The following is a 26,869-nucleotide window of genomic DNA, read 5'->3' as shown; positions in this document are numbered from 1 at the left end:
GGGTTGGCTGGTCCCGGCCCTTCCTGGGGCTCCGCCCCAGACCCCAAGCGATTGCCCACCCACCCGCCCGTGCAGCGGGTTGAAAGGTTTGGCCCCTGGGGCTCCGCCCCAGACCCCGTTCGCGCCTAAAGGGCGCTCGTCCTCAATCTCCCCCAAGGCCTTAAGGGCCAGGGGGGACCCCCATGACAGGCTGAAGGTGCCCCGCACCGAGTAGTTAGGGGCGCGGGGAACTGCGCGCCCAGCCACGCACGGCGCGAGGACGAAAACGGGTTTTGGGGGCGCGAGGAACTGCGCGACCAGCCACCCGCGGTCCGCGGGATCGAGAGGGGTTCAGGGGCGCGGGGAACTGCGCGAGAAGCGAGCACGGTCCGCACGTGACCGGGGGTTGGGGGCGCGGGGAACTGCGCGACCAGCCACCCACGGTCCGCGGGATTGAGAGGGTTTTGGGGCGCGGGGAACTGCGCGAGAAGCGAGCACGGTCCGCACGTGACCGAGGGTTTTGGGGCGCGAGGAACTGCGCGCCCAGCCACCCACGGTCCGCGGGATCGAGAGGGGTTCAGGGGCGCGGGGAACTGCGCGAGACGCGAGCACGGTCCGCACGTGACCGGGGGTTGGGGGCGCGGGGAACTGCGCGAGACGCGGGCACGGTCCGCGCATGACCAGGGGGTTGGGGGCGCAGGGGGCTGGTGACGTGGTCCCGGGTCCTACCGTCTGCCCGCCACCCGGTCCGCCACCCGCGCCACCCGATCCGTCGCCACCCGCGGACTCCGAAGCTCTCGAAGGTCCGCCGCGCGGTACGCCGCGTACATCCCCCGCACCCCCAGCCACCGCAACGGCTCCGGCTCCCACGCGCGGACCTTGTGGTCGACCCACGGCAGGGCCGTCAGGTCGGTGGGGCCGGACTGGCCGGAGTCGCGCTGGATCAGGTCGCGCAGCGTACGCGCCGCGAGGTTGGCCGTGGCTACGCCGGAGCCGACGTAACCGCCCGCCCAGCCGAGGCCCGTCGTGCGGTCCAGGGTGACCGAGGCGCACCAGTCGCGCGGGACGCCGAGCACGCCCGACCAGGCGTGGCTGATCCCCACCCCGGCGAGCTGGGGGAAGAAGCGGACCAGGATCTCCCGCAGCGCCTCGATCGTCGCGGGCTGGGTGCGGCCGTCGTTGTCGGTGCGCGAACCGAAGCGGTACGGCACGCCCCGCCCGCCGAGCGCGATCCGGTCGTCCGCGGTGCGCTGCGCGTACATGTACGCGTGTGCCATGTCGCCGAGCGTCTCGCGGCCCGCCCAGCCGATCGCGTCCCACACCTCGGGCCCGAGCGGCTCCGTGGCGATCATGGAGGAGTTCATGGGGAGCCAGGCCCTGCGCTGCCCCTTGAGCGAGGCCGTGAACCCCTCGGTGCAGCGCAGGACATAGGGCGCGCGGACCGTTCCGTACGGGGTGACGGCGTGCTGGGGGCGGATCTCGGTGACCGGGGTTGACTCGTACACCGTCACCCCGAGCGCCTCGACCGCGGCGGCCAGCCCCTTGAGGAGCTTCACCGGGTGGATGCGCGCGCCGTGCGGCGTCCAGGTGGAGCCCACCGCGCCGCTGACCCGTATGCGCTCGGCGGTCTCGCGCGCGCCGAGCAGGACCCGGTCCTTCTCGCCGAAGGTGACCTCGGCGTGGTGGAAGGCCTTCAGGCGGGCCAACTGGGCCGGTCCGTAAGCGACTTCGAGGACACCGCCCTGGTGGATGTCGGCGTCGATGGACTCCTCGGCGGCGACCCGCACCACCTCCGCCACCGTGTCGTTCATGGCCCGCTGGAGGCGCACCGCGCTGTCCTGGCCGTGCAGCTTGGCGTACCGGTCGCGGCCCGCGATGCCGTTGTACAGCCAGCCGCCGTTGCGCCCGGAGGCGCCGTAGCCGCAGAAGCGGGACTCCAGGACGGTGATGTCGAGGAAGGGGGCCGCCTTCTTCAGGTAGTACGCCGTCCACAGGCCGGTGTAGCCGCCGCCGACGATCACCACGTCGGCGGTCCTGTCGCCGGGCAGCGGCTCACGGGGTGCGGGGATGCCGTCGGTTGCGTACCAGAAGGAGATTCCGCCGTTGATCGCGCTCATGAGGCTTGTTCGTACACCCGCCTCCCTCGCCTGTCCACCCTTGGAATCCACTGGAATCCGATGGAATCCGCAGGTGGCGGGCGCGGTGCGGAATTCGTGGGACCAAGGGCGGCGTGGGGCGGGACCTTTGCCGGGCGGGGTCGTGGGGGCGGGTGTCTAGGGTCGAAGGGCAGGCGGTTTCGCAAGGTTTGTGGGATTTGTACCGAAGGGTTGGGTCGTCATGGGTGTCCGCAGATTCCGTCGTGCCGTCGTCGCGGCGGTGGCGGCCACCGCCCTCGGCCTGTCGGCGGCCGCCTGCTCGTCCGGCCCCGACGGCCCCGCCAGCAACGGCTCCGGCAGCTCCGGCCCCGACGGCCCCGGCGGCTCCGGTTCGGGCGCGTCCGCGCGGGCGGAGCCGAGCGCCGAGGCCTCCCCGGGCGCCGCCGCGCTCGCGAAGCTGCCCGCGAAGGTGGAGGGTGCGGAAATCGTCGTCGGCGATCCGAGGGCGCCCCACACCGTGTCGGTGTACGAGGACCCGCGCTGCCCCTACTGCAAGCACTTCGAGGAGGGCGGCGCCAGGGCCGTCGCCCGGCTCGCCGCCGAGGGCAAGGTCAAGATCCGCTACACGATCGCCTCGTTCCTCGACGCCGACCCCGACGAGGGTGGCTCGAAGCGGGCCGTGAACGCGATGCGGGCCGCGGTCGAACGCGGCACGTTCCCCGAGTTCCACGCGGCCGTCTTCGCCGGCCAGCCGGAGAAGGAGACGGACGACGCCTTCACCGCCGACGATCTCCTGAAGATCGCCGACAAGGTGCCGGGCCTGCGCGGGCCCACCTTCGACCGGGCGGTCCGCGAGAACACGTACCAGGACTTCGTGAAGGCGGCGCAGGCGGCGTTCGAGGACTCGGGCGTCAACCGCAGCCCCGTGGTCCTGATCGACGGCAAGGAGCCGTCCGGTGACGGCCGGGCCATGTTCGACGCGGACGCGTTCCAGAAGGTGCTCGCGGAGTCGGGCGTCTCCTGACGGCGCCGCCGGCCCCGCCGTCGCCTCCACCCCCGCCCGGCCGCGCGCAGACCGTCCGCCGGATTCCACGGCGCGCCCCGCCCCCGGGTGAGCGGCCAACAGGCCAGCCCGATGAGCACGGACGCGAAGTGCCCGAGGTCGGTGAAGGTGCGGTCACTGAGCAGCGGGGCGCCGTAGAGGACGAGGACGCCGAGCAGATACAGGTGGCGGTACGGCGCGGCGATCCGGTACGTGAGTACGGCCACCACTCCCGCGAGCGCGTAACTCACGCCCACATCAAGGGTGTTGACTGCGGAGTGCGGTGCGTAGTCGTGCCGGATCGCCCACAGCAGGGCGCCTTCGCTGATGAAGGTGGCGGTCACGTGCGTACCGAAGGCGACGATCAGCCAGCGCGGGGTGCCGAGCCACCGTTCGGCCTGGGCGTGGAAGAGGCTGTAGAGCGCCGCGTACGGAAGCCAGCCGCCGCCGTCGATCCAGAACGCGCTCGCGATCAGCACCCGGCGGGGGTTGGTCGACAGCTCGTGGATGTTGGTGGACCGCTGCCGCAGGAAGTCCGCCTCGAACTCCGGTGACATGTGGTGCATGGCGATGGTGGTGACGAACAGCGCCGCCAGCCAGAGGTAGGTGCCGGGTGCGCTACGGACATAACGCACCACGGCGCGAACCGGCCGCGCGCCGGGAGGAAAGGGCCTCATGCCCCGATTCACCCACGGGCGCGGCGCGGGCGCGGGGACCGACATCCGGGACGCGGGGAGTCCCGGACGTTCCGTACGGCGGACCGCGTCCCGGGTGCGGGCCGGGCTCGGCCTACCCTTCGGCCATGATTCGCGACGCGTCACCCACCGACATCCCCGCCCTCCACCGGATGGTTCGCGAGCTCGCCGACTACGAGAAGTGCCTCGCCGAAGCGCGCGCCACCGAGGAGCGGCTCCACGAGGCGCTGTTCGGCGCGCACCCCGCCGCCTTCGCGCACATCGCCGAGGACGCGTCGGGCGAACCCGTGGGCTTCTCGATCTGGTTCCTGAACTTCTCGACGTGGCGCGGGGTGCACGGCATCTACCTGGAGGACCTGTACGTACGCCCCGGCGCCCGGGGAGGCGGCCACGGCAAGGCACTCCTGGGGGAACTGGCCCGGATCTGCGTGGCGCGGGGCTACGAGCGCCTGGAGTGGTCGGTCCTGAACTGGAACACCCCGTCGATCGCGTTCTACGAGTCGCTGGGCGCGCGCCCGCAGGACGAGTGGACGGTGTACCGGTTGACGGATGCGGCGCTGACGGCGCTGGGCCAGTCGCCGGAGCGCGGGGAGCGGAGTGGGCCGGGCGGGGTGGCTTAGCGCCGCCGGGTGGGGGCTCGGGGTCGGCCGGCGCGTCGTGACTTACCGGCGGGCGGCCGGAATGTGGTGGGCCCGTGGCGCGAAAGTACGGAGTGGGGGATTCCCCCGTCGCGAGCAGGGGTGATTGTCAGTGCGATGGTCCAGCATGGGGGCATGGCAGCGGCTCGGAGTGCGAAGAAGACGGCGGCTACGGCGGGTGCCCGCAGGGTGGAGGTGCGACTGCCGCCACTGGCGCCGTTCGGCGCGGGTGAGTTGGAACCGGAGGGTGATTACGACGGCCTGGAGTTCCGGGACCTCGACCTGGCGCGCCAGCAGGCACCCAGCGCCCGCTTCCTCGACTGCGGCCTCTACGGCTGCGTCCTGGACGACACACGCCTGACCGGAGCCCGCTTCATCGACTCGGTGCTGTCCGGGATCCGAGGGGTGGGTACGGATCTGGCGCGGGCGAGCCTGCGCGACGTGGAGGTCCGGGACGTGCGCATGGGCGGGGTCCAGCTGCACGGCGCGGTGCTCGAACGGGTGCTGGTCAAGGGCGGGAAGATCGACTACCTGAACCTGCGCGAGGCCGAGCTGCGCGATGTCGTCTTCGACGGCTGTGTGCTCTCCGAGCCCGACTTCGGCGGCGCCAGGCTGACCCGGGTCGAGTTCCGGGGCTGCGAGCTGCGCGGGGCCGACTTCACGGGCGTGCGCATGGCCGACGTCGACCTGCGCGGGGTGACGCTGCTCGACATCGCACGCGGCGTGGAACGACTGGCGGGCGCCGTCATCAGCCCCTCCCAACTCCTCGACCTGGCACCGGCGTTCGCGGCGCAGGTGGGGGTGCGGGTGGAGGCGTGAGGGGGCCGCTTCAGGGGATTCTGGGGAAGCGGGCCTGGAGGTCCCAGATGATCGGGTTCTCGCCGAGGTCCTCGTGCATGTCGGTCAGATCGGCGATCAGGTCGTGCAGGAAGTCCCTTGTCTCGCGCCGGAGTTCGGTGTGCGAGAAGGTGAGGGGTTCCTCGTCGCCGGGCATCCAGTCCGCCTCCACGTCCACCCAGCCGAAGCGGCGCTCGAAGAGCATGCGGTCGGAGGACTCGGTGAAGTCGATCTCGGCGTACTGGGGTCGCGCGGCGCGGGAGCCCAGCGGGTCCCGGTCGAGCAGCTCGACGGTGTCGCAGAGCGCCCACGCGAAGTCGAGCACCGGCACCCATCCCCAGGCCGTGGACACCTCGCGGTCCGCCTTGGTGTCGGCGAGGTAGACGTCTCCGCAGAACAGGTCGTGGCGGAGGGTGTAGACGTCTGCGCGGCGGTAGTCGATGCGGGTGGGGTCGGGGAAGTGGCGGGATAGGGAGTAGCCGATGTCAAGCACGCCCCGATGGTGCCACGCCCCACCCCCACCCCCATCCCCGGCCCGGCTGCTCACGCAGTTCCCCGCGCCCCTGGATACCCGCTTTCGCCCGCGGGCCGTGGGCGGCTGGTCGCGCAGTTCCCCGCGCCCCCAAGAAAACCCGTTTTCGTCTGCGGGCCGCAGGTGGCTGGTCGCGCAGTTCCCCGCGCCCCTTAAGTGCTCGGTGCTGGACAGTGCAGGCCACCTCAGCCTGTCCGGCGATTGAGGACGAGCGCCCTTAAGGCGCGAACGGGGTCTGGGGCGGAGCCCCAGGGGCCGAACCTTTCCACCCGTTGCACGGGCGGGTGGGTGGGCAAACGCCCGGGGTCTGGGGCGGAGCCCCAGGGGGCCGGGACCAACCAACCCCCGTCACGGGTGGGTGGGCGAAGGGGGCTGGGGCGGAGGCCCAGGGGGTTGGGGCGGACAGGACGGTGCCTTCGCCGGGCGCCGACTCGACGGTCAGGGTGCCGCCGAGCTGCCGTACCCGCGCGTGCATCGCGGGCAGGCCGTGACCCCGTACACCGGAGGCGGAGTCCCGTACGCCGAGGGGGCCCGGGGTGAACCCCCGGCCGTCGTCGGCGATGTCCAGGACCACCTGGTCGCCCAGGTAGGTGAGGGTGAGCGCGGCCGTCGTCGCACCGGCGTGCTCGCGAACGTTGGCCAGCGCGCCCTGGGCGATGCGCAGCAGGGCCGGGCCGACCCGTTCGGGCAGGGGTGCGTTCGGCGCCCCGTCGACATGGCAGCGCACCCGCAACGCCCCCGGGCCGGGGAGACCCACGGCACCCGCATCCCCCGCGGCACCCGCATCCCCCACAGCACCTCCAGGCCCCGCCGACCCCACTGCCCCCGCCGACCCCACCCACTCCACCGACTCCCGCGCCGCAAGCGCCCGCAGTGCCTCGTCCAGGCCGCCGCCCTCCGCGAGGTCGGCGGGACCCAGGTCGTGGACGAAGCGGCGTGCCTCGGCGAGGTTGCGTTCGGCGATCGACTCCGCCGTACGGACATGACGGCGTGCCGCGCCGGGGTCGGCGGCCCACACCCGGTCGGCCGCCTGGAGCAGCATCCGCTGGCTGGACAGGCCCTGCGCGAGGGTGTCGTGGATCTCCATGGAGAGCCGCTGCCGCTCGGCCAGCGTGCCTTCGCGGCGCTCCGTCGCGGCGAGCTCGCGCCGGGTGCGCAACAGATCGTCGATCAACTGCCGCTGCCGGTCGGCCAGTTCGCGCTGCCGCTCGGCCTGCCGCTGCATCTGGACGAACACGGCCGTCGCGATCGCCGCGACGGCGGGCGGTGCGAGGACGAGGTTGGGGTCGAAGCCGGTGGGGGACAGTTCGACCTGGGCGGTGACGACGAACGCCGTCAGCACCCCGACCAGGACCAGCGCGGCCCGGGGCCGCAACGTACGCAGGCCCGTGTAGAACAGCGGCACCGCGCACCACGCGAAGCTCGGCGCGAGCAGCACCAGGACCATCCAGGTGGCCACGACCCCGCCGAGCCAGCCGAGCCGGCGCGGCGTCGGCCGTGAGCCCAGGGCAGGGCCGAGCACGTACAGCAGGGCCAGCGTCGTCGACAGGGCGATGATCCACGGCGTACGCGGCTCGCCGGGGTGCCGGATCAGGAACCGTGCGAGCGAGGCGCCGAGGAGCAGGAAGAACGCCGCGTGCATGACCACGGGCAACCACGGCTCGGCGTCGGCCGGGGGACTCGCCCCCGCCGCTCCCCGCCCACCGTCGTGGTCCCTCATCCGCCCTCTCCCTCGGCCTCGCCTCGCCCGCCTCACCTGCCCGTACGCAGGTGTCGCGTACCCATCGTGACCCGGCCGGGCCACCCCCGCATCAACCGATCGGCTGACGGGCGGGTCCGCCGTACCGCGTCGCGAGGGCAGCCGGTACGCCGAGGGGGGAGGGCCGGTTCCGCCGGGAGGATCGAAGCATGAACCCCACCGCGAAGAACGTCACGCACACCGCCGGCACCCGGAACAAGAAGCTCGCGCTCACCGCCGCCGCCCTCGCCATCGCCGCCGCCGGAACCTTCGGCGTCGTCACCGCCAACGCGGCCACCGGAACCGCGGCCACCGGCGCCCCCGCCGCGAGCACCGCTCCCGCCACCGCGACCGCCGCTTCCACCGGCAACCTCACCACCACCACCCACCTCACCGTGGCCGCCGCCACCCACGCCGCTCAGGCCGCGCTGGACGCCGCCGTGAAGGAGAACCAGAAGGTGTCCGTCGCCGTCGTGGACCGCGACGGCAACACCCTGGTCACCCTGCGCGGCGACGGCGCGGGCCCGCAGTCCCCCGAGTCGGCCGTGCGCAAGGCGTACACCGCGGTCTCCTGGAACGCGCCCACCTCCGAGCTCGCCAAGCGGCTCGCCCAGGCCCCGAACCTCAAGGACATCCCGGGCACGCTGTTCCTGGCGGGCGGCGCCCCCGTCCAGGCGAAGGGCGCGCCGGTCGCGGGCGTCGGCGTCGCCGGGGCCCCGAGCGGCGACCTCGACGAGAAGTTCGCCCGGGCGGGCGTCGCCGTGCTGAACAAGTAGCCCGCCGATAAGGGAAGTCGGGATTCCGGAAGCGGTCCGCCCCGCCGCCCTGCCGCCCGTAGGATCACAGACGTGGACAAACGACCGGCCCTGCGGACGGCACCGAAAGGGCGCGGTGGCCGCCGAACCCGCCTCGCCGCCGCCCTGTTGGCCGCCCTCGCCGCCGCCTCCTGCACCGGCGGTGTGACCGGCGGCCCCGGCTCGGCCGGGGTGCGCGACCCGCTCTTCCCCCGGCTCGGCAACGACGGCTACGACGTCCAGCACTACACGCTGGACCTCGATTACGACCCGTCGTCCGGGCGTCTCAAGGGGGGCGTCACCATCGTGGCGAAGGCCGTCGAAGACCTCAGCGCCTTCGACCTCGACTTCGCCGGCATGGACGTGGAGTCGGCCACCGTGGACGACGAGCCCGCCGCCGTCAACCGGGCCGGTGACGAACTCACTCTGCGCCCCGAGGAAGATCTCACGCGGGGCGAGACGTTCACGGCGTACGTGCGCTACTCGGGGCGCCCGCGGACCATCACCGACGTCGACGGCTCGGAGGAGGGCTGGCTGCGCTCGCCCGGCGGCCGCGTGCTGGCGCTCGGCGAACCGACCGGTTCGATGACCTGGTTCCCGTCCAACAACCACCCGAGCGACAAGGCCACGTACGACATCAGGATCACCGTGCCCGACGGCCTCCAGGCCGTCTCCAACGGTGAGTTGGTGTCGCGGACGGTCAACAAGGGCCGGGCTACGTTCAGTTGGCGGACCCGGGAGCCGATGGCTACCTATCTCGCGACCGTGGCGATCGGCCCCTACGAGATCGACCGGGGCAGGACCGGGTCCGGCGTCCCGATCTACAGCGCCATCGACCCGGAGGTGCGTCGGCAGACCGCCGATGTTGTCGCGCGGCTGCCGGAGATGCTCGCCTGGGAGGAGAAGGAGTTCGGGCCCTACCCGTTCTCGTCCGCCGGGCTGATCGTGGCGCCCGCGAAGGCCTCGGGTTACGCACTGGAGACGCAGAACCGTCCGGTGCTGCCGCTGGACCACTTCGACGCCACCACCGTGGTGCACGAGCTGGCCCACCAGTGGTTCGGCGACTCCGTCACCCCCGCCACCTGGCGCGACATGTGGCTGAACGAGGGCTTCGCGCAGTACGCGGAGTGGCTGTGGAGCGAGGACCACTCAGGTCCCAGCGCTCAGCAGATCTTCGAGGGGGAGTACGCCAAGGGCGGCGGCGACGACATCTGGGCCTTCCCGCCGGCCGAACCGCCGACCGCCGCCGATGTGTCGGGCCGGCCGGTGTACGTGCGCGGCGCCATGGTCGTCCACAAGATCCGCGAGGCCCTGGGTGACGAGGCCTTCCACGCGCTCGTCCGGGACTGGGTACGCGTACACCGCCACGGCAACGCCTCCACCAAGGACTTCGTCCGTTTCGTGGACGATGCGGCGGGGCGCCGGCTCACGGCGGTGTGGGACACCTGGCTCTACGGGGACGGGAAGCCCGAGGCCTCCTGAACTCCCCGTAGAACCAGGTGAGTTGATGCTGCTATCGCACGTCGGTCACTTCACGTTGATGGCGGTCCAGGCGGCCGCCACCGTCTTGTACTCGGTGCTGGTCGTGCCGTACAGGTCGCCCGCCGCCTTCAGGGTCGCGGCGCGCGCGGCCTTGTAGTTGGTGGTCGAGGTCATGTACGTGGAGAGCGCCTTGTACCAGATCTTGTACGCCTTGACCCGGCCGATCCCGGTGACCTTGGAGCCGTCGTACGTCGGCGAGTTGTAGCTCACGCCGTTGATCGTCTTCGCGCCGCTGCCCTCGGACAGCAGGTAGAAGAAGTGGTTGGCAGGGCCGGACGAGTAGTGCACGTCCTTGTTGCCGACGCCGCTCGACCAGTAGTCGGCCGAGCCGCCGTCCTTGCTGGGCTTGTCCATGTAGCGCAGCGGCGTGCCGTCGCCGTTGATGTCGATCTTCTCGCCGATGAGGTAGTCGCCCTTGTCGGAGGCATTGTTGGCGAAGAACTCGACCGACGTGCCGAAGATGTCGCTGGTGGCCTCGTTGAGGCCGCCGGACTCCCCGCTGTAGTTCAGCTTGGCGGTGGCGGCGGTGAGACCGTGGCTCATCTCGTGACCGGCCACGTCGAGCGCGGTGAGCGGCTTCTGATTGCCCTCGCCGTCGCCGTACGTCATGCAGAAGCAGCTGTCGTCCCAGAACGCGTTGACGTACGCGTTGCCGTAGTGGACGCGGCTGTAGGCGGCCTTGCCGTTGCCCGCGATGCCGTTGCGGCCGAGCTCGGTCTTGTAGAAGTCCCAGGTCTCGGCGGCGCCGTAGTGGGCGTCGACGGCGGCCGTCTCGCGGTTGGACGGCGAGCCGTTGCCCCACGTGTCGGTGGACTTGGTGAAGAGCGTGCCCTTGCCGGAGCTGCCGCCCTTCAGGTCGTACGTCGAGTGTCCGCCGCGCGAGGCGTCGGTGAGGCTGTAGGTCGAGCCGCTCTTGGTGGTGCCGAGCGTGACCGTGCCGGAGTACTCGCTGGTTCCGGTGCCGGTCTCGATCTCCTCGTGGGAGAAGAGCTCGGCGCCGGTGGCGGCGTCCGTGACGATGTCGCGGCGGCTCGGCGTGCCGTCCGGCTGGGTGCCGGTGACGGTGCGCTCGTAGGCGACGACCGGCTTGCCGGAAGCGGCCCAGACGACCTTGCGGGAGCCGGTGGGGGCGGCCTTGAGCGACGTCGTGGTGGCGACGGATATCTTCGCGTCCGTCGCCTTGTTGACGCCCTTGAGGGCGCCGTCCTTCGAGGAGTGCACGACGAGGTCGCCACCGAGGACGGGCATGCCGTCGAAGGTGCGCTCGTAGCGGGTGTGGACCGTGCCGTCGGCGTCCTTGATCACGTCGCGGACGACGAGCTTCTCCTTGGCGCCGAGCCCGATCTTCCGGGCGGTGGCGGGCGCCGTGTCCTGCGCCGCGGCCAGGGCGTCGGAGCGCTGGGCGCTGGTGAGGTCGAGCGCGGTGGCGCCGGCGGCGCGGTCGGTTGCGCCGGCCGTCGAGCCGGCCTGTACGCCGACGACGACCATGGCGGCGGATGCTGCAAGAGCGGCGGCACGCAGAGTGGTTCGCACTCGGTGTTCTCCTTCACTCGTTCCGTGGGGGCGAGTTGGAGACTGCCAGGAGATGACCACTGGTTGACAGAGACGCGACAAGTATTTGACCTGATCGTGTCCGAAAGAAGGGCGCGCATGTCCGCTGACCGATCAAATCAGGCCGCGCACAGCGGAGTTGACGGTTCCTGTTCGCTGTCCGATGCATGGGGGCGCCCCGTTGTTCCGGTGGCCCGACGGTTCGGTGAGCCGGTGTTCCGGTGGTCGCGCGGGCCCCTGACCTGGCGGTGGCCGCGCGAGAGGGCGACGGCGCCCCCGGCTGAAACGCGAAGGTGCCCTCGGCGTTCCCGCCGGGGGCACCTTCGCGTCAGTCGTCGACCAAGGTCGCCGAACTTCTCCGAACGTCGCCGAACGTCAGACGCTGACGCCGAAGTCCTGCGCGATGCCGGCCAGGCCCGAGGCGTAACCCTGGCCCACGGCACGGAACTTCCACTCCGCGCCGTTGCGGTACAGCTCGCCGAAGACCATCGCGGTCTCCGTCGCGGCGTCCTCGCTCAGGTCGTAGCGGGCGATCTCGGCGCCGCCGGCCTGGTTCACGATGCGGATGTAGGCGTTGCGCACCTGGCCGAAGTTCTGCGAGCGCGCCTCGGCGTCGTAGATGGAGACCGGGAAGACGATCTTGTCGACATCGGCGGGCAGACCGGCCAGGTTGACGTTGATCGCCTCGTCGTCGCCCTCGCCCTGGCCGGTGGTGTTGTCACCGGTGTGGACGATGGTCTGGTCCGGCGTCGACTTGTTGTTGAAGAAGACGAAGTGCTTGTCGGAGTAGACCTTGCCCGTCGGGTTCACGGCGATGGCCGAGGCGTCGAGGTCGAAGTCGGTTCCGGTGGTGGTGCGGACGTCCCAGCCGAGGCCGACCGTGACGGCGGTCAGGCCCGGGGCCTCCTTGGTGAGCGAGACGTTGCCGCCCTTGGACAGGCTTACAGCCATGGGATGTGTCCCCTTCGTCTTGGTGTGCGGGCTTCGAGCCGTCCCGAAGCTACCGTCATCCCCCATAACGTCGGCAGGGGACCGAGAGGTTCCATCCCGCTTTGCTTTCTTTGCCAAACGGCCGCGGGGGAGTAAAAGCGGGAGACGCGGTGCCGCGCACCCGGCACCATGGATGTCATGTCCGGGCCCTATGTCATCCGTGGCTCCGTCTCCCTCCCGGAGGCCGAGCTGATCTGGCGTTTCTCCAGGTCGTCAGGGCCCGGTGGCCAGCACGTCAACACCAGCGACTCCCAGGTGGAGCTCCGCTTCGACCTCGCGAGGACCGAGGCACTGCCCGAGGTCTGGAAGGCCCGGGCCCTCGAACGGCTCGCCGGCCGCCTGGTGGGCGGTGTCGTCTCCGTACGCGCCTCCGAGCACCGCTCGCAGTGGCGCAACCGCGAGACCGCCGCGGTCCGGCTCGCCTCGCTCCTCGCGGAGGCGACCGCCCCGCCGCCCAAGCCGCGCCGCGCCACGAAGATCCCGCGCGGCATCAACGAGCGGCGGCTGCGCGAGAAGAAGCAGCGCGCCCAGACGAAGAACGGCCGCTCCGGCCGCGACTGGTAGCTCCCGGCCGCGGGCTCGGTCGCCGCATCGCATCCCCCGGGGCCTCGCCCGCATCCCCCAACGCCCCGCCCGTATTACCCCAACTGCCGGTACCGGCCCTGGAAATAGGTGAGCGGGCCGCCCTCGGCGCTCGGCAGGTTCGCCGTCAGGACGCGGCCGATGGCCAGGGTGTGGTCGCCCGCCGTCACGCGCTGCTCGGTGCGGCACTCCAGCGTCGCGAGCGCCCCGGCGACCAGGGGCGCGCCGCTCGCCTCGCCCCTGCTGTACGGGATGTCCTCGAAGAGCAGACGGTCGCTGATCCGGCCCTTCATCGCGAACCGGCCCGCGATGTGCCGCTGGCTCTCGGAGAGGATCGACACCGCCCACAGCGGCTGTTCCGCGAGGAGGTCGTCCATCCGTGAGCCCTCCCGCAGCGAGACCAGGACGAGCGGCGGGTCGAGGGAGACCGAGAGGAAGGCCGTCGCGGTCATGCCGACGTCCTCGCCGCGCGGCCCGTCGTCGGTGTCGTGCGCGGTCACCAGGACCACGCCCGCGGCCAGCCGGGACATCGCGGCGCGGAACTCGTCATTGCTCACCCCCTCAGGATGAGGGGTCGCCGCGGCAAGCGCGGAAAGGGCGTCGGTAAGGGGTGTCTGCAACACAACCGGAACGCTAGTCTCCTGCCACCGCGGACCGCATCGGACGCTGGGACCAGTCGGGACCTAGGTCTTCCGGCCCACGCGTCCCTCTGCGCCCAAGGGATTCCGCGCCTTTCGGCCCGTTCTCAGTTTGCGTTCAGGAAAGGTAGGGGGCAAAGACGGAAAGAACGGCCAACCCCCCACTATCTGTTGTGACTTGAGTCACAGAAGGCACTATTTGTTGACCCTGTGTACCGGCTAGACAGCTCGCTGTGATTCAGTGGCGGGACAGTACGAAAAGGTATGCCGATCTAAAGCCAGGAGTTGCTGTCGAGGTCTCGGGGAGAGCGAGCAATGGAGACCGAGTCGGAGCCCTACGTCCGTCTTGCGACCCTGCGGCAGCTGCACCAGGTGGTCGGAGAGCTCAACACGGCCCGCAGCCTCGCGGACACGTTGCAGACCGTCGCGGACGGCGTCATCGCGGGACTGGGCTACGAGCTGGCCTGCGTCAATCTCGTACGCCCCGACGGTGACCTGGTCGTCGCCGCCTTCGCGGGCAACGCCGCCGCGGAAGCCCTGATCACGGGCCGGGTCGGCTCGCGCACCTCCTGGGAGCGCCGCCTGTCGATGGGCGAGGACTGGGACGGCCTGCGCTTCATCCCGCACACCGAGGGCTGGGTGCTCCTGGAGGACGACGTCCCCCAGTGGTACACCGAGGGCCCCGACCCGCGGTTCGCGGACGAGTGGCACCCGCAGGACCGCCTGTACGCCCCGATGTACTCGGCGGGCGGCACCCAGGAGCTCCTGGGCGTCATCTCCGTCGACAAACCCCGCAACGGCCGCAAGCCCGGCGCCTGGGGGAGGGAAGCCCTCCAGATGTATGCATCGCAGTCCGCCATTGCGATCAGCAACGCCCGGCTCCGCGCAAACATGCAGCGCGCCCTGGTCCGCCTGGAGCGCGAGCAGCAGGCGCTGCGCGCCAGCGAGGAAAGCTTCCGGCAGGCCTTCGAGTACGCGCCCTCGGGCATGGCCATCGCCGAGATGGGCGGCGACCAGCACGGCCGGCTCCTGCGCACCAACGACGCGCTGTGCCGGCTGCTCGGCCGGCCCGCCTCCGTCATGCGGCGCTACTCCTTCGCCGACCTCGTCCACCCCGAGGACATAGGAACCCTGCTGCGCACCTCCGCCGAGGGCGGCCGGGCCGAACTCAGGCTCGGGCGGCGCGACGGCACCTACGTGTGGGTGTCGCTGCGCAACTCCGTGGTCGCCGACACCGCCGACGGCCCCCGTTTCCTGCTCACCCACGTCGAGGACATCGAGGACCGCAAGCGGCACGAGCTCCAGCTCGCCCACCGCGCCTCGCACGACGCCCTCACCGGCCTGCCCAACAGTGCCGAGCTGCGCGCGAGACTCTCGTCCCGGCTCTGTCCCCGGCCGCACTCGGTGGGGCCGGTCGGCGCGGCCGAATCCCTCGACGCGGCCTACGAGCGGGGGCCCGCGCACGCGGAGTCCGAGGCCCACGGGCACGCCTTCCGCGCCGACGGCTTCGACTTCGAGGCGCTGCCGGGCGGCGGACCGTACGACCACCACGTCCACACCGTGGCCCCCGACAGTGAGATCGACGACGGTACGAAGGGGCTCGCGGTGCTCTTCTGCGACCTCGACGGGTTCAAGTCGATCAACGACAGGTTCGGCCACCACACCGGCGACGCCGTGCTGATCGAGGTCGCCCGGCGCCTGACCACCGGCGTCCGCGACGGCGACACGGTGGCCCGGCTCGGCGGTGACGAATTCGTCGTCCTCGCCGACGGGCTCGGCGCCGCCGACGCCGCCGACCTGGCGGTTCGGCTGCGCAACGCGATCATCCCGCCCATCCGGGTGGACGGCCGGGCGGTCCGCGTCGGGGCCAGTTTCGGCATCGGCTGGGCCAGCTGCGGGATGTCCGTGGAAGAGGTCCTGCGCTCCGCCGACCAACGGATGTACATCGAGAAGCGCTCCCGCGCCAAGGTCCACCGCCGGGCGGGGTGAGCGCGGCCGGGCCCGGCGGGTGTGTGGTCGGGGCCAGATCGGGCAGTGGTCCGTTCGGGGTAGGCTCGGCCGGTCGGCGACGGCTGGCGGACAGTGAGGAGTGACCCCGGATGACGACGCCCGGCAACAACGGCGCGAACACCCCCGAGGACGACGATCCGTTCGGCTACCTGTACGCGGACGGGCAGGCCACAGGCAACCCGGCCCGCAGCGGTGGCGGTTACGGCTACCCGGGTCCGGCGGCGGGGCAGCAGCAGCCCGGAGTCCCCAGGACGTCGTACAACCAGGTGCGCACGGTCGGTGAGCGCCAGTACGGCCAGATCCCGCAGCAGCAGTACCAGGGGCCCCCGCAGCAGTACCAGGGGCCTCCCCAGCAGCACCAAGGCCCTCCCCAGCAGCAGTACGGGCAGCCGACCGCCCAGTACGCGGCGCCCGAGACCTACCCCGGCGCCACCCCGCCCCGGCAGGGGCCGCCGCCGCAGCAGACCGGCTCCGGCGGCCGCGGGCCCAACACCAAGGGCCTGCTGATCGGCGCGGTCGCGGTGGTCGCGGCCGTCGTCATCGGCATCGCCGTGGCGCTGGCCAGCAACAGCGACAACAAGGACAAGAAGGACGACGCGGCCAAGCCGAACACGTCCGCCTCCAGCCAGCCCCCGTCGCCCAGCACCGACCCGACGTCCTCGCCGTCCGCCCCGGCGGACCTGCCCAAGGGTGACGCGGCGACGCTGACGCTCGGCGGCCCCGCGCAGGTCGGCACGAACGTGCCGGGCGCCAAGGGCACCGGCGGCGCCTTCGTCACCAACTTCAACAACGTGGGCTCGTCGGTCACCTGGAAGGTGAAGGTGCCCAAGGCCGGCTCGTACAAGCTGAACCTGCGCTTCGGCGTCCCCGGCGCGGACGCGAACGCGACGATAACGCTCAACGGCAAGGCCGAGTCGCGCCCGATGAACATGAAGAACTTCGCTCACTCGCCGGCCGGTGACTGGGCCAAGGGCTGGCAGACCACGTTCGCCAACGTGACGCTGGACAAGGGCGACAACGAGATCAAGCTGTCCTGCGAGCAGGGCAACCAGTGCAACGCCAATCTCGACCAGCTCTGGCTGACCACCGCCTGACGTACCGTCACGGTCGCGATGCTCGGTTCAGTGCGCGTGCTCGCTCACGCGCACCGAGCCGAGCATCTTCGCGTACGCCTCCCGGTCGAACTCGCCCGCCGCGGGCGCCAGTACGGTCGCGGCGGACAGGGCCACCGCCCGCGTCAGGCGACCGGGCCAGTCCAGGCCCTCCACCAGACCCGACAGCAGTCCGGCCACCGCCGAATCGCCCGCGCCCGTCGGATTGCCGCGGACCGCGGCCGGCGGGGCCGCCTGCCACAGGCCGTCGGGGGAGGCCGCGAGCAGCCCCTCCGCGCCGAGCGAAGCCACCACCGTGTGCGCGCCGCGCCTGCGCGCGTCCCGCGCCGCCCGCAGCGGCTCGCGCGAACCCGTCAGCTGGGCCAGCTCGTCGGCGTTGGGCTTGACCAGGTCCGGCCGGGCCGCGATGCCGCGCCGCAGGGCCTCGCCGCTGGTGTCCAGGAGCACCGGCACCTTCGCGGTACGGGCCTGGCGCACCAGTTGCGCGTACGCCCCGACCGGCAGGCCCGGCGGCAGACTCCCGCACAGGGCCACCGCCTCGGCGCCGTCGAGCAGCCGCCCGTACGCGGTGAGAAAGGCGTCCCACTCGGTGGACGACACCACCGGGCCCGGCTCGTTGAGCTGGGTGGTGTCACCGGTCGCCGCGTCCGCCACGGCGATGGTGCGGCGGGTGGCGCCCCGGATGGGGACGAGCTCGTCGACGGGCGCGAGCCCCGCGAGCAGGGCGCGCAGCACCTCACCGCTCGGGCCGCCCACGAACCCGGTGACCACCGTCTCGTGGCCGAGCGCGGCGAGCACCCGGGCGACGTTGAGGCCCTTGCCGCCGGGGCGCTCCGTGACCTCCTCGACGCGATGGCTCGCGTGCGGCACGAGGGCGGGGACGCGGTAGGTGATGTCCAGTGCGGTGTTCAGCGTGACGGTCAGAATCACGGGGTGATCATGCCAAACGGACGGCGGCAGGCCCAGACCCCGGAACCGGCCGCCGTACGGATGTCGCGCGTGAGCGTTCAGCCCAGCTCGGGCTCGACGACCCAACTCCCCTTGCGCAGAACGCCCTTGACGGCGAAGTCGGCGTCCAGGACCACCAGGTCGGCGTCCTTGCCCGGTTCGAGGGAGCCCACCGTGTCGTCGAGGCCGAGCAGCCGGGCCGGATTGGCCGAAAGGGCGCGCACGGTGTCCTCGACCGAGAGGCCGTCGACCGTCACTGAGCGCTTGAACGCGCGGTCCAGGGTCAGCGTGGAGCCCGCGATGGAGCCGCCCTCGACGAGCCGCGCCACGCCCTCCTTCACCTCGACCTCCAACGGGCCCAGGTGGTAGAGCCCGTCACCGAAGCCGGCCGCGTCCATGGCGTCCGTGATGAACGCGACGCGGTCCGCGCCCTTGTGGTGGAAGGCGAGTTCGAGGGCGGCCGGGTGCAGATGCGTACCGTCGTTGATGAGCTCGACGGTGATCCGCTCGTCCTCCAGGAGGGCCGCGATGGGCCCCGGCTCGCGGTGGCCGAGCGCGGGCATCGCGTTGAAGAGATGGGTGGCGACGGTGGCGCCCGCGTCGATCGCCTCGACGGTCTGCTCGTACGAGGCGTCGGTGTGGCCGATCGCCGCGATGACGCCGTGCTCGGCGAGCAGCCGTACGGAGTCGAGGCCGCCGGGCAGTTCGGTGGCGAGCGTGACCATCTTCGCGGTGCCGCGCGCGGCGTCAAGGAGCTTGCGGACCTCGGCCGGGTCCGGGTGGCGCAGCAGGCCCTCGCTGTGCGCGCCCTTGCGGCAGGGCGAGATGAACGGGCCCTCGAAGTGGATGCCGGCCAGATCGCCCTGCTCGACCAGCTCGGACAGCAGCCCGGCGCGCTGCGCGAGCACGTCCATCTCGCCGGTCACCGTGGACGCGACCAGCGTGGTGGTGCCGTGCAGCCGGTGGGTGTGCACGCCCTTGAGAACGTCTTCGACCGTGCCGTTGCTGAAGGAGGCGCCGCCACCGCCGTGGTTGTGCATGTCGACGAAGCCGGGCACGACCCAGTGGCCCGACAGATCGAGGGCGACGGCGTCGGCCGGGGCCGACCCGGCGATAGAGGTGCCGTCGACGATCACGCGTCCGTTCTCGACGACCCCGGTCGGGAGGACGACACGGGCGCCGGAGAGAACTTTCGATGCGGCCATCAGACGGTTACCTCACTGGAGTCGGGGTCGGAGCCGGGGTGCGGGTGGGGGTCGGGGCGGGAGCCGGTCCCGGCGGTCGCGGCGACGAGGTCCCAGGCGAGCAGGCCCGCGCCCAGGCACCCGGCGGTGTCCCCGAGGGCCGCCGGAATGATCTCGGGCAGCTTCTGGAACGTCACCCGCTCCTCGACGGCGGCCCGGAGCGGTACGAACAAGGTTTCCCCGGCTTCGGCGAGTCCGCCACCGATGATCAGTACGCGGGGATCCAGCAGGGTGAGCGCGGTGACCAGACCGTCGGCCAGCGCCTCGATCGCGTTGCGCCACACGGCGAGCGCACGGGGGTCGCCGGACTCGACGGCCTTGGCGCAGTCGGCCGCGTCGGCGTCCGGGTCGCCGCTCGCCTCGGCCCAGGCCAGCGTCACCGCGGAGGCCGAGGCGAGCCGTTCGAGACAGCCCCGCTGACCGCACGGGCAGGCGATGCCGCCGGGGCGTACGACGATGTGGCCGATCTCGCCGGCGAAGCCGTGCGCGCCCGGCTCGACCCGGCCGTCGATGCCGATGGCGCCCGCGATGCCGGTGCCCAGCGGCACGAACAGGAACCGGTCGGTGCCGTTGCCCGCGCCGATACGGCCCTCCGCGAGCCCGCCGGTGCGCACGTCGTGGCCGAGGGCGACCGGTACGCCGTGCAGGCGCTCGCTGAGCAGCCGGCGCATCGGCACGTCGCGCCAGCCGAGGTTGGCCGCGTAGGTGGCGATCCCGTTCTCGGCGTCGACGATGCCCGGCACGGCGACGCCCGCCGCGACGGCGCTCTCGCCGAAGTGTTCCTCCCCGTACGCCCGCAGATCCGCGGCGAACGCGAGGATCGACTCGACGACGGCGTCGGGCCCGCGCTCTCGGCCGGTGGGCCGGCGCGCCTCGTGGAGCAGCTGCGGGGGTCCGGGGGGATTCCCTGCGGACAGCGCGGTTTCCGCCCCGACCAAGGCGGCTTTCATCCCGGTGCCGCCCACATCCAGGGCGATGACGTGTCTCACGGGAGACAGTCTCGCGCCAACACCCACTAAAGGTCTAGTCCACTCGCCGGATGGAATGGAAAGCGCTTTCTTTCCAGAAACTTCCCCAATGTACTCTTGCACCGGGCGTTGCGGAAGCGATATGCGACTGGTGTAGACCTCATACCCCCGAATGAGGGAACATCGCAGCTCAATACAGGACGTCACGGGGGACCGACTGGATCCGCCAGGATCGACGACGAGGGTGGGATAGCGCGTGCGCAGGCGCTTCTTGGGCTTGACCGCGGCGGTTGCCGCATTCGGCATGACGGCAGTGCTCTCGGGATGCGGCGGGGAGAGCGGGTCCGGCGACGTCACGCTCAAGCTGGTCGCCGCCGACTACGACATAGCCGGCGGCAGCAGCACGAAGACCTACTGGCACAACGTTGTCGAGGACTTCGAGAAGAAGAACCCGAACATCAAGGTCGACGTCCAGATCTTCTCCTGGGACGTCGTCGACGCCAAGGTCGCCGAGATGGTGAAGGCGGGCAACGCCCCCGACATCGCACAGATCGGCGCGTACTCCGACTACGCGTCCAGCGGCAAGCTCTACAGCGTCGACCAGCTGCTCTCCATCCCCGTCGAGGCCAACTTCCTGTCGCCGCTCGCCGACGCGGGCAACGTCAAGCGCGTCCAGTACGGCATGCCGTTCGTGGCCTCCACACGGCTGCTGTTCTACAACCAGACGCTGTTCGAGCAGGCCCACATCAAGCCGCCCACCACCTGGGCCGAGATCGCCTCCGACGCCAAGGCGCTCAAGGCCAAGGGGGTGAAGACCCCCTTCGCGCTGCCGCTCGGCAGCGAGGAGGCGCAGGCCGAGACCATGATGTGGATGCTCAGCGACAACGGCGGCTACACCAACACCGTCGACGGCTACGACATCGACTCGCCCGAGAACATCCAGGCCTTCGACTGGCTGAAGGCCAACCTGGTGGAGCCCGAGCTGACCGGCCCGGTCGCGCCCGGCAAGCTCAATCGGCAGGACGCGTTCGACGCGTTCGCGAAGGGGGAGGTCGGCATGTTGAACGGCCACCCCTCGCTGATGGAGGCGGCCAAGAAGAAGGGCATCAAGTTCGGCATGGTGCCGCTGCCCGGCCAGAACGGCCAGGCCAAGGCGGCGATGGGTGTCGCCGACTGGATCATGGGCTTCAAGCAGGGCGGGCACCGGGCGCAGATCGGCAAGTTCCTGGACTTCACCTTCTCCGACGCGAACGTGTTGAAGTTCGCCGACCAGTACGACCTGCTGCCGTCCACGGTGTCGGCGTCCTCGGCGATGGCGGCGGACCCCAAGCACAAGGAACTCAAGCCGTTCCTGGCGGCGCTTCCGACGTCCGAGCTGCCTCCGGTGGGCAAGACGTCGTGGCCGAAGGTGAGTGAGACGGTGAAGAAGAAGATTGGCTCCGCTGTGGCGCCGGGGGGGTCGCCGAAGTCGGTCCTTCAGGACATCGCGAAGGTGGCGATGGACGCGGAGAACGCCGAATAACCCGGGTCCCTGGGGGCTCCGCCCCCAACCCCGGGGGGTTCGCCCACCCACCCGCCCGTGCAGCGGGTTGGTCGGTCCCGGGCCTCCTGGGGCTCTGCCCCGGACCCCGTTCGCGCCTTAAGGGCGCTCGTCCTCAATCTCCCCCAAGGCCTTAAGGGCCAGGGGGGACCCCCATGACAGGCTGAGGTGCTGGCCAGCACCGAGTAGTTAGGGGCGCGGGGAACTGCGCGCCCAGCCACGCACGGTCGGCAGACGAGAACGGGTTTTCAGGGGCGCGAGGAACTGCGCAAGAAGCGACCACGGCCCGCAGGTGCGAGAGGGTTTAGGGGCGCGGGGAACTGCGCGCCCAGCCACCTGCGGCCCGCAGACGAAAGCGGGTTTTTGGGGGCGCGGGGAACTGCGCGATCCGGGGCCGGGGGCGCGGAGAGGGGGCCGGGGGCGAGGGGAGCGGGAGGCTACCGTAAGGCGTATGGCAGACGACGACCTGGACGCCCGCGCCCGCGCCGTGCTCCACCTGGAGACCCGCCCCTGGCCCACCCCCGGCGCCAAGGAACGAGCCATCCGAGAGGAGCTCGGAGTCTCCCCGACCCGCTACTACCAGCTACTGAACGCCCTCCTCGACGACACCCGCGCCCTCGCCCACGACCCCGTCACGGTCAACCGCCTGCGCCGCCTCCGCGAGGAACAGCGAGCCCGACGATGACGTACGCGCCCTTGCGCCATACGTGCACCCACCCCGCCCCGGCCGGGGCCCGATAGGGTCGGTGTCATGGGAAGCCAACCGGAACCCCTGCCGACCCCCGTCACCCAGTACGGCCGTGACGGCCTCGCCGCGATCCTCGCGCGACCGGAGCGAGCCGTGATCGCCGTCGACTTCGACGGCACGCTCGCCGAGATCGTCGCCGATCCCGAACAGGCCCGGGCCCACCCCGACGCCGTCCCCGCGCTGGCCGCGCTCGCCCCGCACGTGGCGTCCGTAGCCGTGGTCACCGGCCGTCCGGCCGGCGTCGCGGTCCGCTACGGAGGCTTCGCGGGCGTACCGGGCCTGGAGCACCTCGTGGTCCTGGGCCACTACGGTGCGGAGCGCTGGGACGCCGTCACCGGCACCGTCCACACCCCCGACCCCCACCCCGGCGTGGCCGCCGCCCGCGCCGAACTCCCCGGATTCCTGGAGGCCCACGGGGCCTGGCGGGGCACCTGGGTGGAGGAGAAGGGGCAGGCCGTCGCGGTCCACACCCGCCGGGCCCAAGACCCCCAAGCCGCCTTCGAGGCCCTGCGCGCACCCCTCACCGACCTGGCGGCCCAGCACGGCCTGGTCATCGAACCCGGCCGGATGGTCCTGGAGTTGCGGCCCCCCGGCATGGACAAGGGGGTGGCGCTCACGGCGTATCTGCGCGAGGTGGGGGCGGAGTCGGTGCTCTACGCGGGCGACGACCTGGGGGACCTGCCCGCGTTCGGCGCGGTGGAGAAGCTGCGTTCGGACGGCATGCCGGGGCTGCTGGTGGCCGCGGACACCGTCATCGACGAACTCGCCGAAAAGGGCGACCTGTTGCTGGACGGCCCCGCGTCCGTGGCCACGTTCCTGAAGGCGCTCGCCACGCACATGTGACCTGCCACGCACATGTGGCCTGCCATGCACATGTGACCTGCGACGCCCGCGGGTCCACGCGCGTCCGCGGGTTCGCCCGTGCCCGCGGGTTCGCCCGTGCTCGCAGGTTCACGCGCGTCCGCGGGTTCACCCGTGCCCGCAGGCGCGCCTGTGCTGCCCGCGGGTGCCGCCCCCGCTCGGGCCCTCCGGGCCTCCGGCCCCTCCGGGACGTCCTCCTCCAGGAGGAGGACGCCCCGGGACACCGGTCCCGGTGGGGCCGCCGAGAGCGGGCCCGTGGCCCTCGTGCCGCCGCCCGATGTGGCACCCGGGGCCGGATCCCTAGCCTCGGACCATGCGATCACACGAAGCGGACAGGGCGACGCCGCACCCGGGCGACACCCGGTGACGCGCCCTCGCCCCCACACCTCCGCCCGCCCGACCTCTCGCCTCCCCCGCCACGTGCGCCCCGTGCTCCACGTGACGGCCCTCGCCCTGGTCACCTCCCTGGTCACCTCCCTGGCCACGATCCCCGCGACGGCCGCGCCCACCGCGCCCACCGCGCCGACCATGCCCACCTCCACCTCCACCATCACCACCTCCACCACCCCCACCACCTCCACCACCTCCACCCTCGATCGCTACTACAACCAGCGTCTGCGCTGGGGGAGTTGTGCCCGCGACGCGGATGACGCGACGGGCCGGGAGCTGGACGGAACGGGCCTCCAGTGCGCCACGGCGACGGTCCCGCTGAACTACTCCGACCCCCGGGGCCGGACGATCACCATCGCGATGTCCCGGCTCAAGGCCACCGACACCCGTCACCGCATCGGCTCGCTCCTGATCAACACGGGCGGTCCCGGGGGCCCCGGGGTGGGCGCGCCGCCGGCGATCCGGAAGGCGATGAAGGACGTCGGAGCGCGCTACGACATCATCGGCTTCGACCCGCGCTTCGTGGGCCGCAGCACCCCGCTGGACTGCGGCTGGCCCGTCGGTATGCCATGGCTCTCGGCCGGCGCCACCAGGGCTTCCTTCGACCGTCAGGTCACCCTGCACAAGAGCCTGGCCGACAAGTGCCGGGCCGCCGACGCCTCCGTGCTGCCGTACGTCACTACCCGCAACACCGCCCGCGACATGGACGTCATGCGGCGTGCCCTCGGCGAGCGGCGGATCTCCTACCTGGGCTACTCCTACGGCACCTACCTCGGCACGGTGTACACCCAGATGTTCCCCGGCCGCACCGACCGGGTGGTGCTCGACGGGGCGTTCGCGCCGGACGACTACCGTGCGCGGCTGCTGAAGGGAACCGAGCGGGAGAACGAGGAGGCGCTCGCGGACTGGGCGGGCTGGGCGGCGGAGCGGCACGGCGTGTACGGGCTGGGGCGCAGCCGTGCCGAGGTGCTGGCGACCGTCGAACACGTCCGGGCGGTGTCCGCCCGCGCGCCGCTGACCATCGGGACCGGCGCCGACGCCTTCCGCATCGACGATACGCAGGTGCCGCTTCTGCTCTACACGGGCACGGCGGACGACACCGCCGCGGCGCGGGCGTCCTTCGCCGATCAGTTGTCGCTCCTCGCGGCGGCGGCCGACGGGCGGCCGCCCAGGCCGTTGTCCCCGGAGTTCGAGGCGGGGCTCAGATACGCGCTGCGCGGCGAGGGGGGTGGTGCGACGGGCATGCAGACCGCGATCATCTGCGGCGATGTGTCGGACTCGCACGACCCCGAGTCGTACTGGCGGGACGTCCGCCGCAGCCGCGCGACGCATCCGCTGTTCGGCCCGCTGGCCAACAACATCACGCCCTGCGCGTTCTGGGACCGTCCGCGTGAGGCGCCCACGCGGGTGAGCCACGACGCGAAGGCCCTGATCGTGGCGGCGACGGGCGATCCCCGCACGACGTACCGGAGCAGCCTGGAACTGCACCGCCTGCTCCCGAGCTCCGGGCTCCTCACGGTTGAGGGTGCGAACAGGCATGGTCTGTACGGGCGTTATGGAAGTGCGTGTGTGGACGACAGGGTGAACACATACCTATCCACCGGAACCCCACCCCCCGACACCCCCACGTGCCCCACCCCCTAGCGGGTCGGTGCTGGCCCGCATGGGAGCATTTTTAGCCCGTCCGGCGATTGAGGACGAGCGCCCTTGAGGCGCGAAGGGGGTCTGGGGCGCAGCCCCAGGGGCCGGGGCTGTCCAACCCCCGTCACGGGCGGGCGGGTGGGCAAAGGCGTCCGGGGTCTGGGGCGGAGCCCCAGGGGGCTAGGGGGCCAGGGCCTCCAGCTGGCCCAGGAACCAGGCTCGCGGCGGCAACGCCGTCCCCGCCGCCGCCAACCGCTTCGTCCGCTCCCCCCGCTCCCCCTCCCCCATACTCAGCGCCGCGTACAACGCGGAAGCCGTCCCCGTCACGTCGTACGGGTTCACGACCAACGCATCCTCCCCGAGCTCCTCGTACGCCCCCGCCTCCCGCGAAAGCACCAGCACGCACCCCGCGTCCGACACGACCGGCACCTCCTTCGCGACGAGGTTCATCCCGTCCCGTACGGGGTTCACGAGGGCGACGTCCGCCAGCCGGTACGCGGCGAGGGAACGGGCGAAGTCGTCCTGGACATGCAGCACGACCGGCGTCCAACTCTCCGTACCGTACGAGGAGTTGATGTCCGCGGCGACCCGCGCCACCTCCTCCGTGTACTCCCGGTACACCGCCAGGTCCTGCCGGGAGGGGTACGCGAAGGCGACGTGCACGACCCGCTCGCGCCACTCGGGGTGCTCCTCCAGGAGGTGCCGGTAGGCGAGCAGACCCCGCACGATGTTCTTGGACAGCTCGGTGCGGTCGACCCGCACGATCGTCTTGCGGCCGGCCCCGATCTGCTCGCGCAGCGCGGCCATCCGCTCCTCGACGTCGGGCTCGTGCGAGCGCCGCCGCAGGAAGTCCCCGTCCGCGCCGAGCGAGTGGACGGCGATGTCCGTGTCCCGCGCGGGAAGCGAGCCGGCCGGCGCGTGCCGGAAGAAGCACCGGCCCGATTCGCCCTCCGCCGCCCCGAACAGCTCGCCCTCGCCCGCCGGCAGCACCCCCGCCACCGACGCCATGAACGCCGACGCCCAGCGCCGCGTCAGGAAGCCGAGCCGGTCGGCGCCCAGCATGCCCCGCAGGAGCTGGCGCGCGATGTCGTCCGGCAGCATCCGGAAGTAGTCCACCGGCGCCCACGGCGTGTGCGAGAAGTGGCCGATGCGCAGGTCGGGGCGGAGCTCGCGGAGCATGCCGGGCACCAGCGCGAGATGGTAGTCCTGCACCAGGACCCGCGCCCCGTCCCCCGCCTCGGCCGCCAGCGCCTGGGCGAAGGCCCGGTTGTACGCCTCGTACGACGCCCACTGCCGCCGGAACTCCGCGTCGAAGACCGGCTCCAGCGGCGTCTGGTACAGCATGTGCTGGACGAACCACAGCACCGAATTGGCGATGCCGTTGTACGCGTCGGAGAACACCTCCGCATCGATGTCCAGCATGCGGACGCCGTGTTCACCGACGCCCCGCCGCACCGCCTCGCGGTCCCCCTCGCCGAGCGCCGCGCACACCCACACCGACTCCACGTCCGAGCCGATCGCGCTGAGCCCGGAGACGAGCCCGCCCCCGCCCCGCTTGGGCTCCAGGGAGCCGTCGTCCTTCAGAGCGTACGAAACGGGGCCTCGATTGGAGGCGAGGAGTACCTGGGCCCGGGGGGCTGCGTGCGTGGTGACCATATTGCGGAACCTAGCCCGCCCCGCGATCCCTCAAACACCCGTGCGCCCGCCCCCGTGGACGGGATCCGGCCACCCGACGGCCCCCGCCGCACCGCCG

General features: G+C 71.8%; 22 protein-coding genes and 1 pseudogene. 12 read left to right on the top strand and 11 right to left on the bottom strand.

The window, feature by feature from the left end:
- Positions 1 to 704: 704 nt before the first annotated feature.
- On the bottom strand, positions 705 to 2,096 hold the full coding sequence (locus DWB77_RS17845) for an NAD(P)/FAD-dependent oxidoreductase (RefSeq protein ID WP_120722206.1): 1,392 nt from the start codon (positions 2,094 to 2,096) through the stop codon (positions 705 to 707).
- A gap of 220 nt (positions 2,097 to 2,316) precedes the next feature.
- Here DWB77_RS17845 and DWB77_RS17840 point away from each other — a divergent pair, with 220 nt between their 5' ends.
- Positions 2,317 to 3,099: a DsbA family protein gene (locus tag DWB77_RS17840; RefSeq protein WP_120722205.1), complete on the top strand. Its 783-nt coding sequence runs from the start codon at positions 2,317 to 2,319 to the stop codon at positions 3,097 to 3,099.
- A 53-nt stretch (positions 3,100 to 3,152) separates the two neighbouring features.
- Here DWB77_RS17840 and DWB77_RS38925 read toward each other — a convergent pair.
- Positions 3,153 to 3,794 (bottom strand): annotated as a pseudogene (locus DWB77_RS38925) (rhomboid-like protein); the annotation flags it as partial.
- A 125-nt stretch (positions 3,795 to 3,919) separates the two neighbouring features.
- Between DWB77_RS38925 and DWB77_RS17830 the strand changes: the two are divergent.
- Both DWB77_RS17830 and DWB77_RS17825 read left to right on the top strand, forming a co-directional pair.
- Positions 3,920 to 4,432, top strand: coding sequence for a GNAT family N-acetyltransferase (locus DWB77_RS17830; protein ID WP_120722204.1), 513 nt, complete (start codon positions 3,920 to 3,922; stop codon positions 4,430 to 4,432).
- A 153-nt stretch (positions 4,433 to 4,585) separates the two neighbouring features.
- On the top strand, positions 4,586 to 5,269 hold the full coding sequence (locus DWB77_RS17825; RefSeq protein WP_120722203.1) for a pentapeptide repeat-containing protein: 684 nt from the start codon (positions 4,586 to 4,588) through the stop codon (positions 5,267 to 5,269).
- A gap of 10 nt (positions 5,270 to 5,279) precedes the next feature.
- Here DWB77_RS17825 and DWB77_RS17820 read toward each other — a convergent pair whose 3' ends face one another.
- Both DWB77_RS17820 and DWB77_RS17815 read right to left on the bottom strand, forming a co-directional pair.
- Positions 5,280 to 5,780: a hypothetical protein gene (locus tag DWB77_RS17820; RefSeq protein WP_120722202.1), complete on the bottom strand. Its 501-nt coding sequence runs from the start codon at positions 5,778 to 5,780 to the stop codon at positions 5,280 to 5,282.
- Between the two features lie 256 nt (positions 5,781 to 6,036).
- Positions 6,037 to 7,539, bottom strand: a complete 1,503-nt coding sequence (locus DWB77_RS17815) for a sensor histidine kinase (protein ID WP_120722201.1) — start codon at positions 7,537 to 7,539, stop codon at positions 6,037 to 6,039.
- A 188-nt stretch (positions 7,540 to 7,727) separates the two neighbouring features.
- Between DWB77_RS17815 and DWB77_RS17810 the strand changes: the two genes are divergently transcribed.
- Together DWB77_RS17810 and DWB77_RS17805 are read left to right on the top strand one after the other, a co-directional pair.
- Positions 7,728 to 8,333, top strand: coding sequence for a GlcG/HbpS family heme-binding protein (locus DWB77_RS17810; RefSeq protein ID WP_120722200.1), 606 nt, complete (start codon positions 7,728 to 7,730; stop codon positions 8,331 to 8,333).
- A 72-nt stretch (positions 8,334 to 8,405) separates the two neighbouring features.
- Entirely contained in the window at positions 8,406 to 9,833 is a 1,428-nt protein-coding gene (locus tag DWB77_RS17805) for a M1 family metallopeptidase (protein WP_428985128.1), read from the top strand.
- A 45-nt stretch (positions 9,834 to 9,878) separates the two neighbouring features.
- On the opposite strand, the gene DWB77_RS17800 is transcribed toward DWB77_RS17805, so the two are convergent.
- The gene (locus DWB77_RS17800) at positions 9,879 to 11,381 is read right to left on the bottom strand and encodes a M4 family metallopeptidase (protein WP_120727921.1); all 1,503 of its coding nucleotides are present in this window, start codon (positions 11,379 to 11,381) and stop codon (positions 9,879 to 9,881) included.
- 438 nt (positions 11,382 to 11,819) lie between these two features.
- Positions 11,820 to 12,395 carry a TerD family protein gene (locus DWB77_RS17795; RefSeq protein WP_120722199.1) on the bottom strand — a complete coding sequence of 192 codons (576 nt, stop codon included), beginning with the start codon at positions 12,393 to 12,395 and terminating at the stop codon, positions 11,820 to 11,822.
- 168 nt (positions 12,396 to 12,563) lie between these two features.
- Here DWB77_RS17795 and arfB point away from each other — a divergent pair, with 168 nt between their 5' ends.
- Positions 12,564 to 12,998 carry an alternative ribosome rescue aminoacyl-tRNA hydrolase ArfB gene (gene arfB / locus DWB77_RS17790; RefSeq protein WP_120722198.1) on the top strand — a complete coding sequence of 145 codons (435 nt, stop codon included), beginning with the start codon at positions 12,564 to 12,566 and terminating at the stop codon, positions 12,996 to 12,998.
- A gap of 74 nt (positions 12,999 to 13,072) precedes the next feature.
- On the opposite strand, the gene DWB77_RS17785 is transcribed toward arfB, so the two are convergent.
- Positions 13,073 to 13,639 carry a flavin reductase family protein gene (locus DWB77_RS17785; RefSeq protein WP_246033560.1) on the bottom strand — a complete coding sequence of 189 codons (567 nt, stop codon included), beginning with the start codon at positions 13,637 to 13,639 and terminating at the stop codon, positions 13,073 to 13,075.
- Positions 13,640 to 13,969: 330 nt separating this feature from the next.
- Between DWB77_RS17785 and cdgB the strand changes: the two genes are divergently transcribed.
- Positions 13,970 to 15,643 carry a diguanylate cyclase CdgB gene (gene cdgB, locus DWB77_RS17780; protein ID WP_120722197.1) on the top strand — a complete coding sequence of 558 codons (1,674 nt, stop codon included), beginning with the start codon at positions 13,970 to 13,972 and terminating at the stop codon, positions 15,641 to 15,643.
- A 110-nt stretch (positions 15,644 to 15,753) separates the two neighbouring features.
- A complete protein-coding gene (locus tag DWB77_RS17775) occupies positions 15,754 to 16,758 on the top strand; it encodes a CBM35 domain-containing protein (RefSeq protein ID WP_120722196.1) in 1,005 nt (334 codons plus the stop codon).
- Positions 16,759 to 16,785: 27 nt separating this feature from the next.
- Here DWB77_RS17775 and DWB77_RS17770 read toward each other — a convergent pair whose 3' ends face one another.
- The 3 genes from DWB77_RS17770 to DWB77_RS17760 form a co-directional block, all read right to left on the bottom strand.
- Positions 16,786 to 17,706, bottom strand: coding sequence for a 1-phosphofructokinase family hexose kinase (locus DWB77_RS17770; protein WP_120722195.1), 921 nt, complete (start codon positions 17,704 to 17,706; stop codon positions 16,786 to 16,788).
- 77 nt (positions 17,707 to 17,783) lie between these two features.
- Positions 17,784 to 18,929, bottom strand: a complete 1,146-nt coding sequence (nagA, locus tag DWB77_RS17765) for an N-acetylglucosamine-6-phosphate deacetylase (protein ID WP_120722194.1) — start codon at positions 18,927 to 18,929, stop codon at positions 17,784 to 17,786.
- Positions 18,929 to 19,957 carry an ROK family protein gene (locus tag DWB77_RS17760; protein ID WP_120722193.1) on the bottom strand — a complete coding sequence of 343 codons (1,029 nt, stop codon included), beginning with the start codon at positions 19,955 to 19,957 and terminating at the stop codon, positions 18,929 to 18,931. Before DWB77_RS17760 ends, nagA begins: the two co-directional genes overlap by 1 nt.
- A 283-nt stretch (positions 19,958 to 20,240) precedes the next feature.
- On the opposite strand from DWB77_RS17760, the gene DWB77_RS17755 reads away from it, so the two are divergent.
- From DWB77_RS17755 to DWB77_RS17740, 4 genes are all read left to right on the top strand, one after another.
- Entirely contained in the window at positions 20,241 to 21,458 is a 1,218-nt protein-coding gene (locus DWB77_RS17755) for an extracellular solute-binding protein (RefSeq protein ID WP_120727918.1), read from the top strand.
- 469 nt (positions 21,459 to 21,927) lie between these two features.
- Positions 21,928 to 22,161, top strand: coding sequence for a DUF3263 domain-containing protein (locus tag DWB77_RS17750; RefSeq protein WP_120722192.1), 234 nt, complete (start codon positions 21,928 to 21,930; stop codon positions 22,159 to 22,161).
- Positions 22,162 to 22,227: 66 nt separating this feature from the next.
- A complete protein-coding gene (gene otsB, locus DWB77_RS17745) occupies positions 22,228 to 23,067 on the top strand; it encodes a trehalose-phosphatase (RefSeq protein ID WP_120722191.1) in 840 nt (279 codons plus the stop codon).
- A gap of 546 nt (positions 23,068 to 23,613) precedes the next feature.
- Complete coding sequence (locus tag DWB77_RS17740; protein ID WP_120727916.1) at positions 23,614 to 25,119, top strand: alpha/beta fold hydrolase; 1,506 nt, start codon at positions 23,614 to 23,616, stop codon at positions 25,117 to 25,119.
- Positions 25,120 to 25,296: 177 nt separating this feature from the next.
- Here the strand turns inward: DWB77_RS17740 and DWB77_RS17735 are convergent, their stop codons facing one another.
- The gene (locus DWB77_RS17735) at positions 25,297 to 26,772 is read right to left on the bottom strand and encodes an alpha,alpha-trehalose-phosphate synthase (UDP-forming) (protein ID WP_120722190.1); all 1,476 of its coding nucleotides are present in this window, start codon (positions 26,770 to 26,772) and stop codon (positions 25,297 to 25,299) included.
- Positions 26,773 to 26,869 lie beyond the last annotated feature (97 nt).

Source organism: Streptomyces hundungensis (assembly GCF_003627815.1).
In the GTDB taxonomy this organism is placed as follows: Bacteria; Actinomycetota; Actinomycetes; order Streptomycetales; family Streptomycetaceae; genus Streptomyces; species Streptomyces hundungensis_A.
The sequence above is the reverse complement of the archived record's forward strand: the minus strand, read 5'-3'. Positions and strand labels throughout refer to the sequence as shown.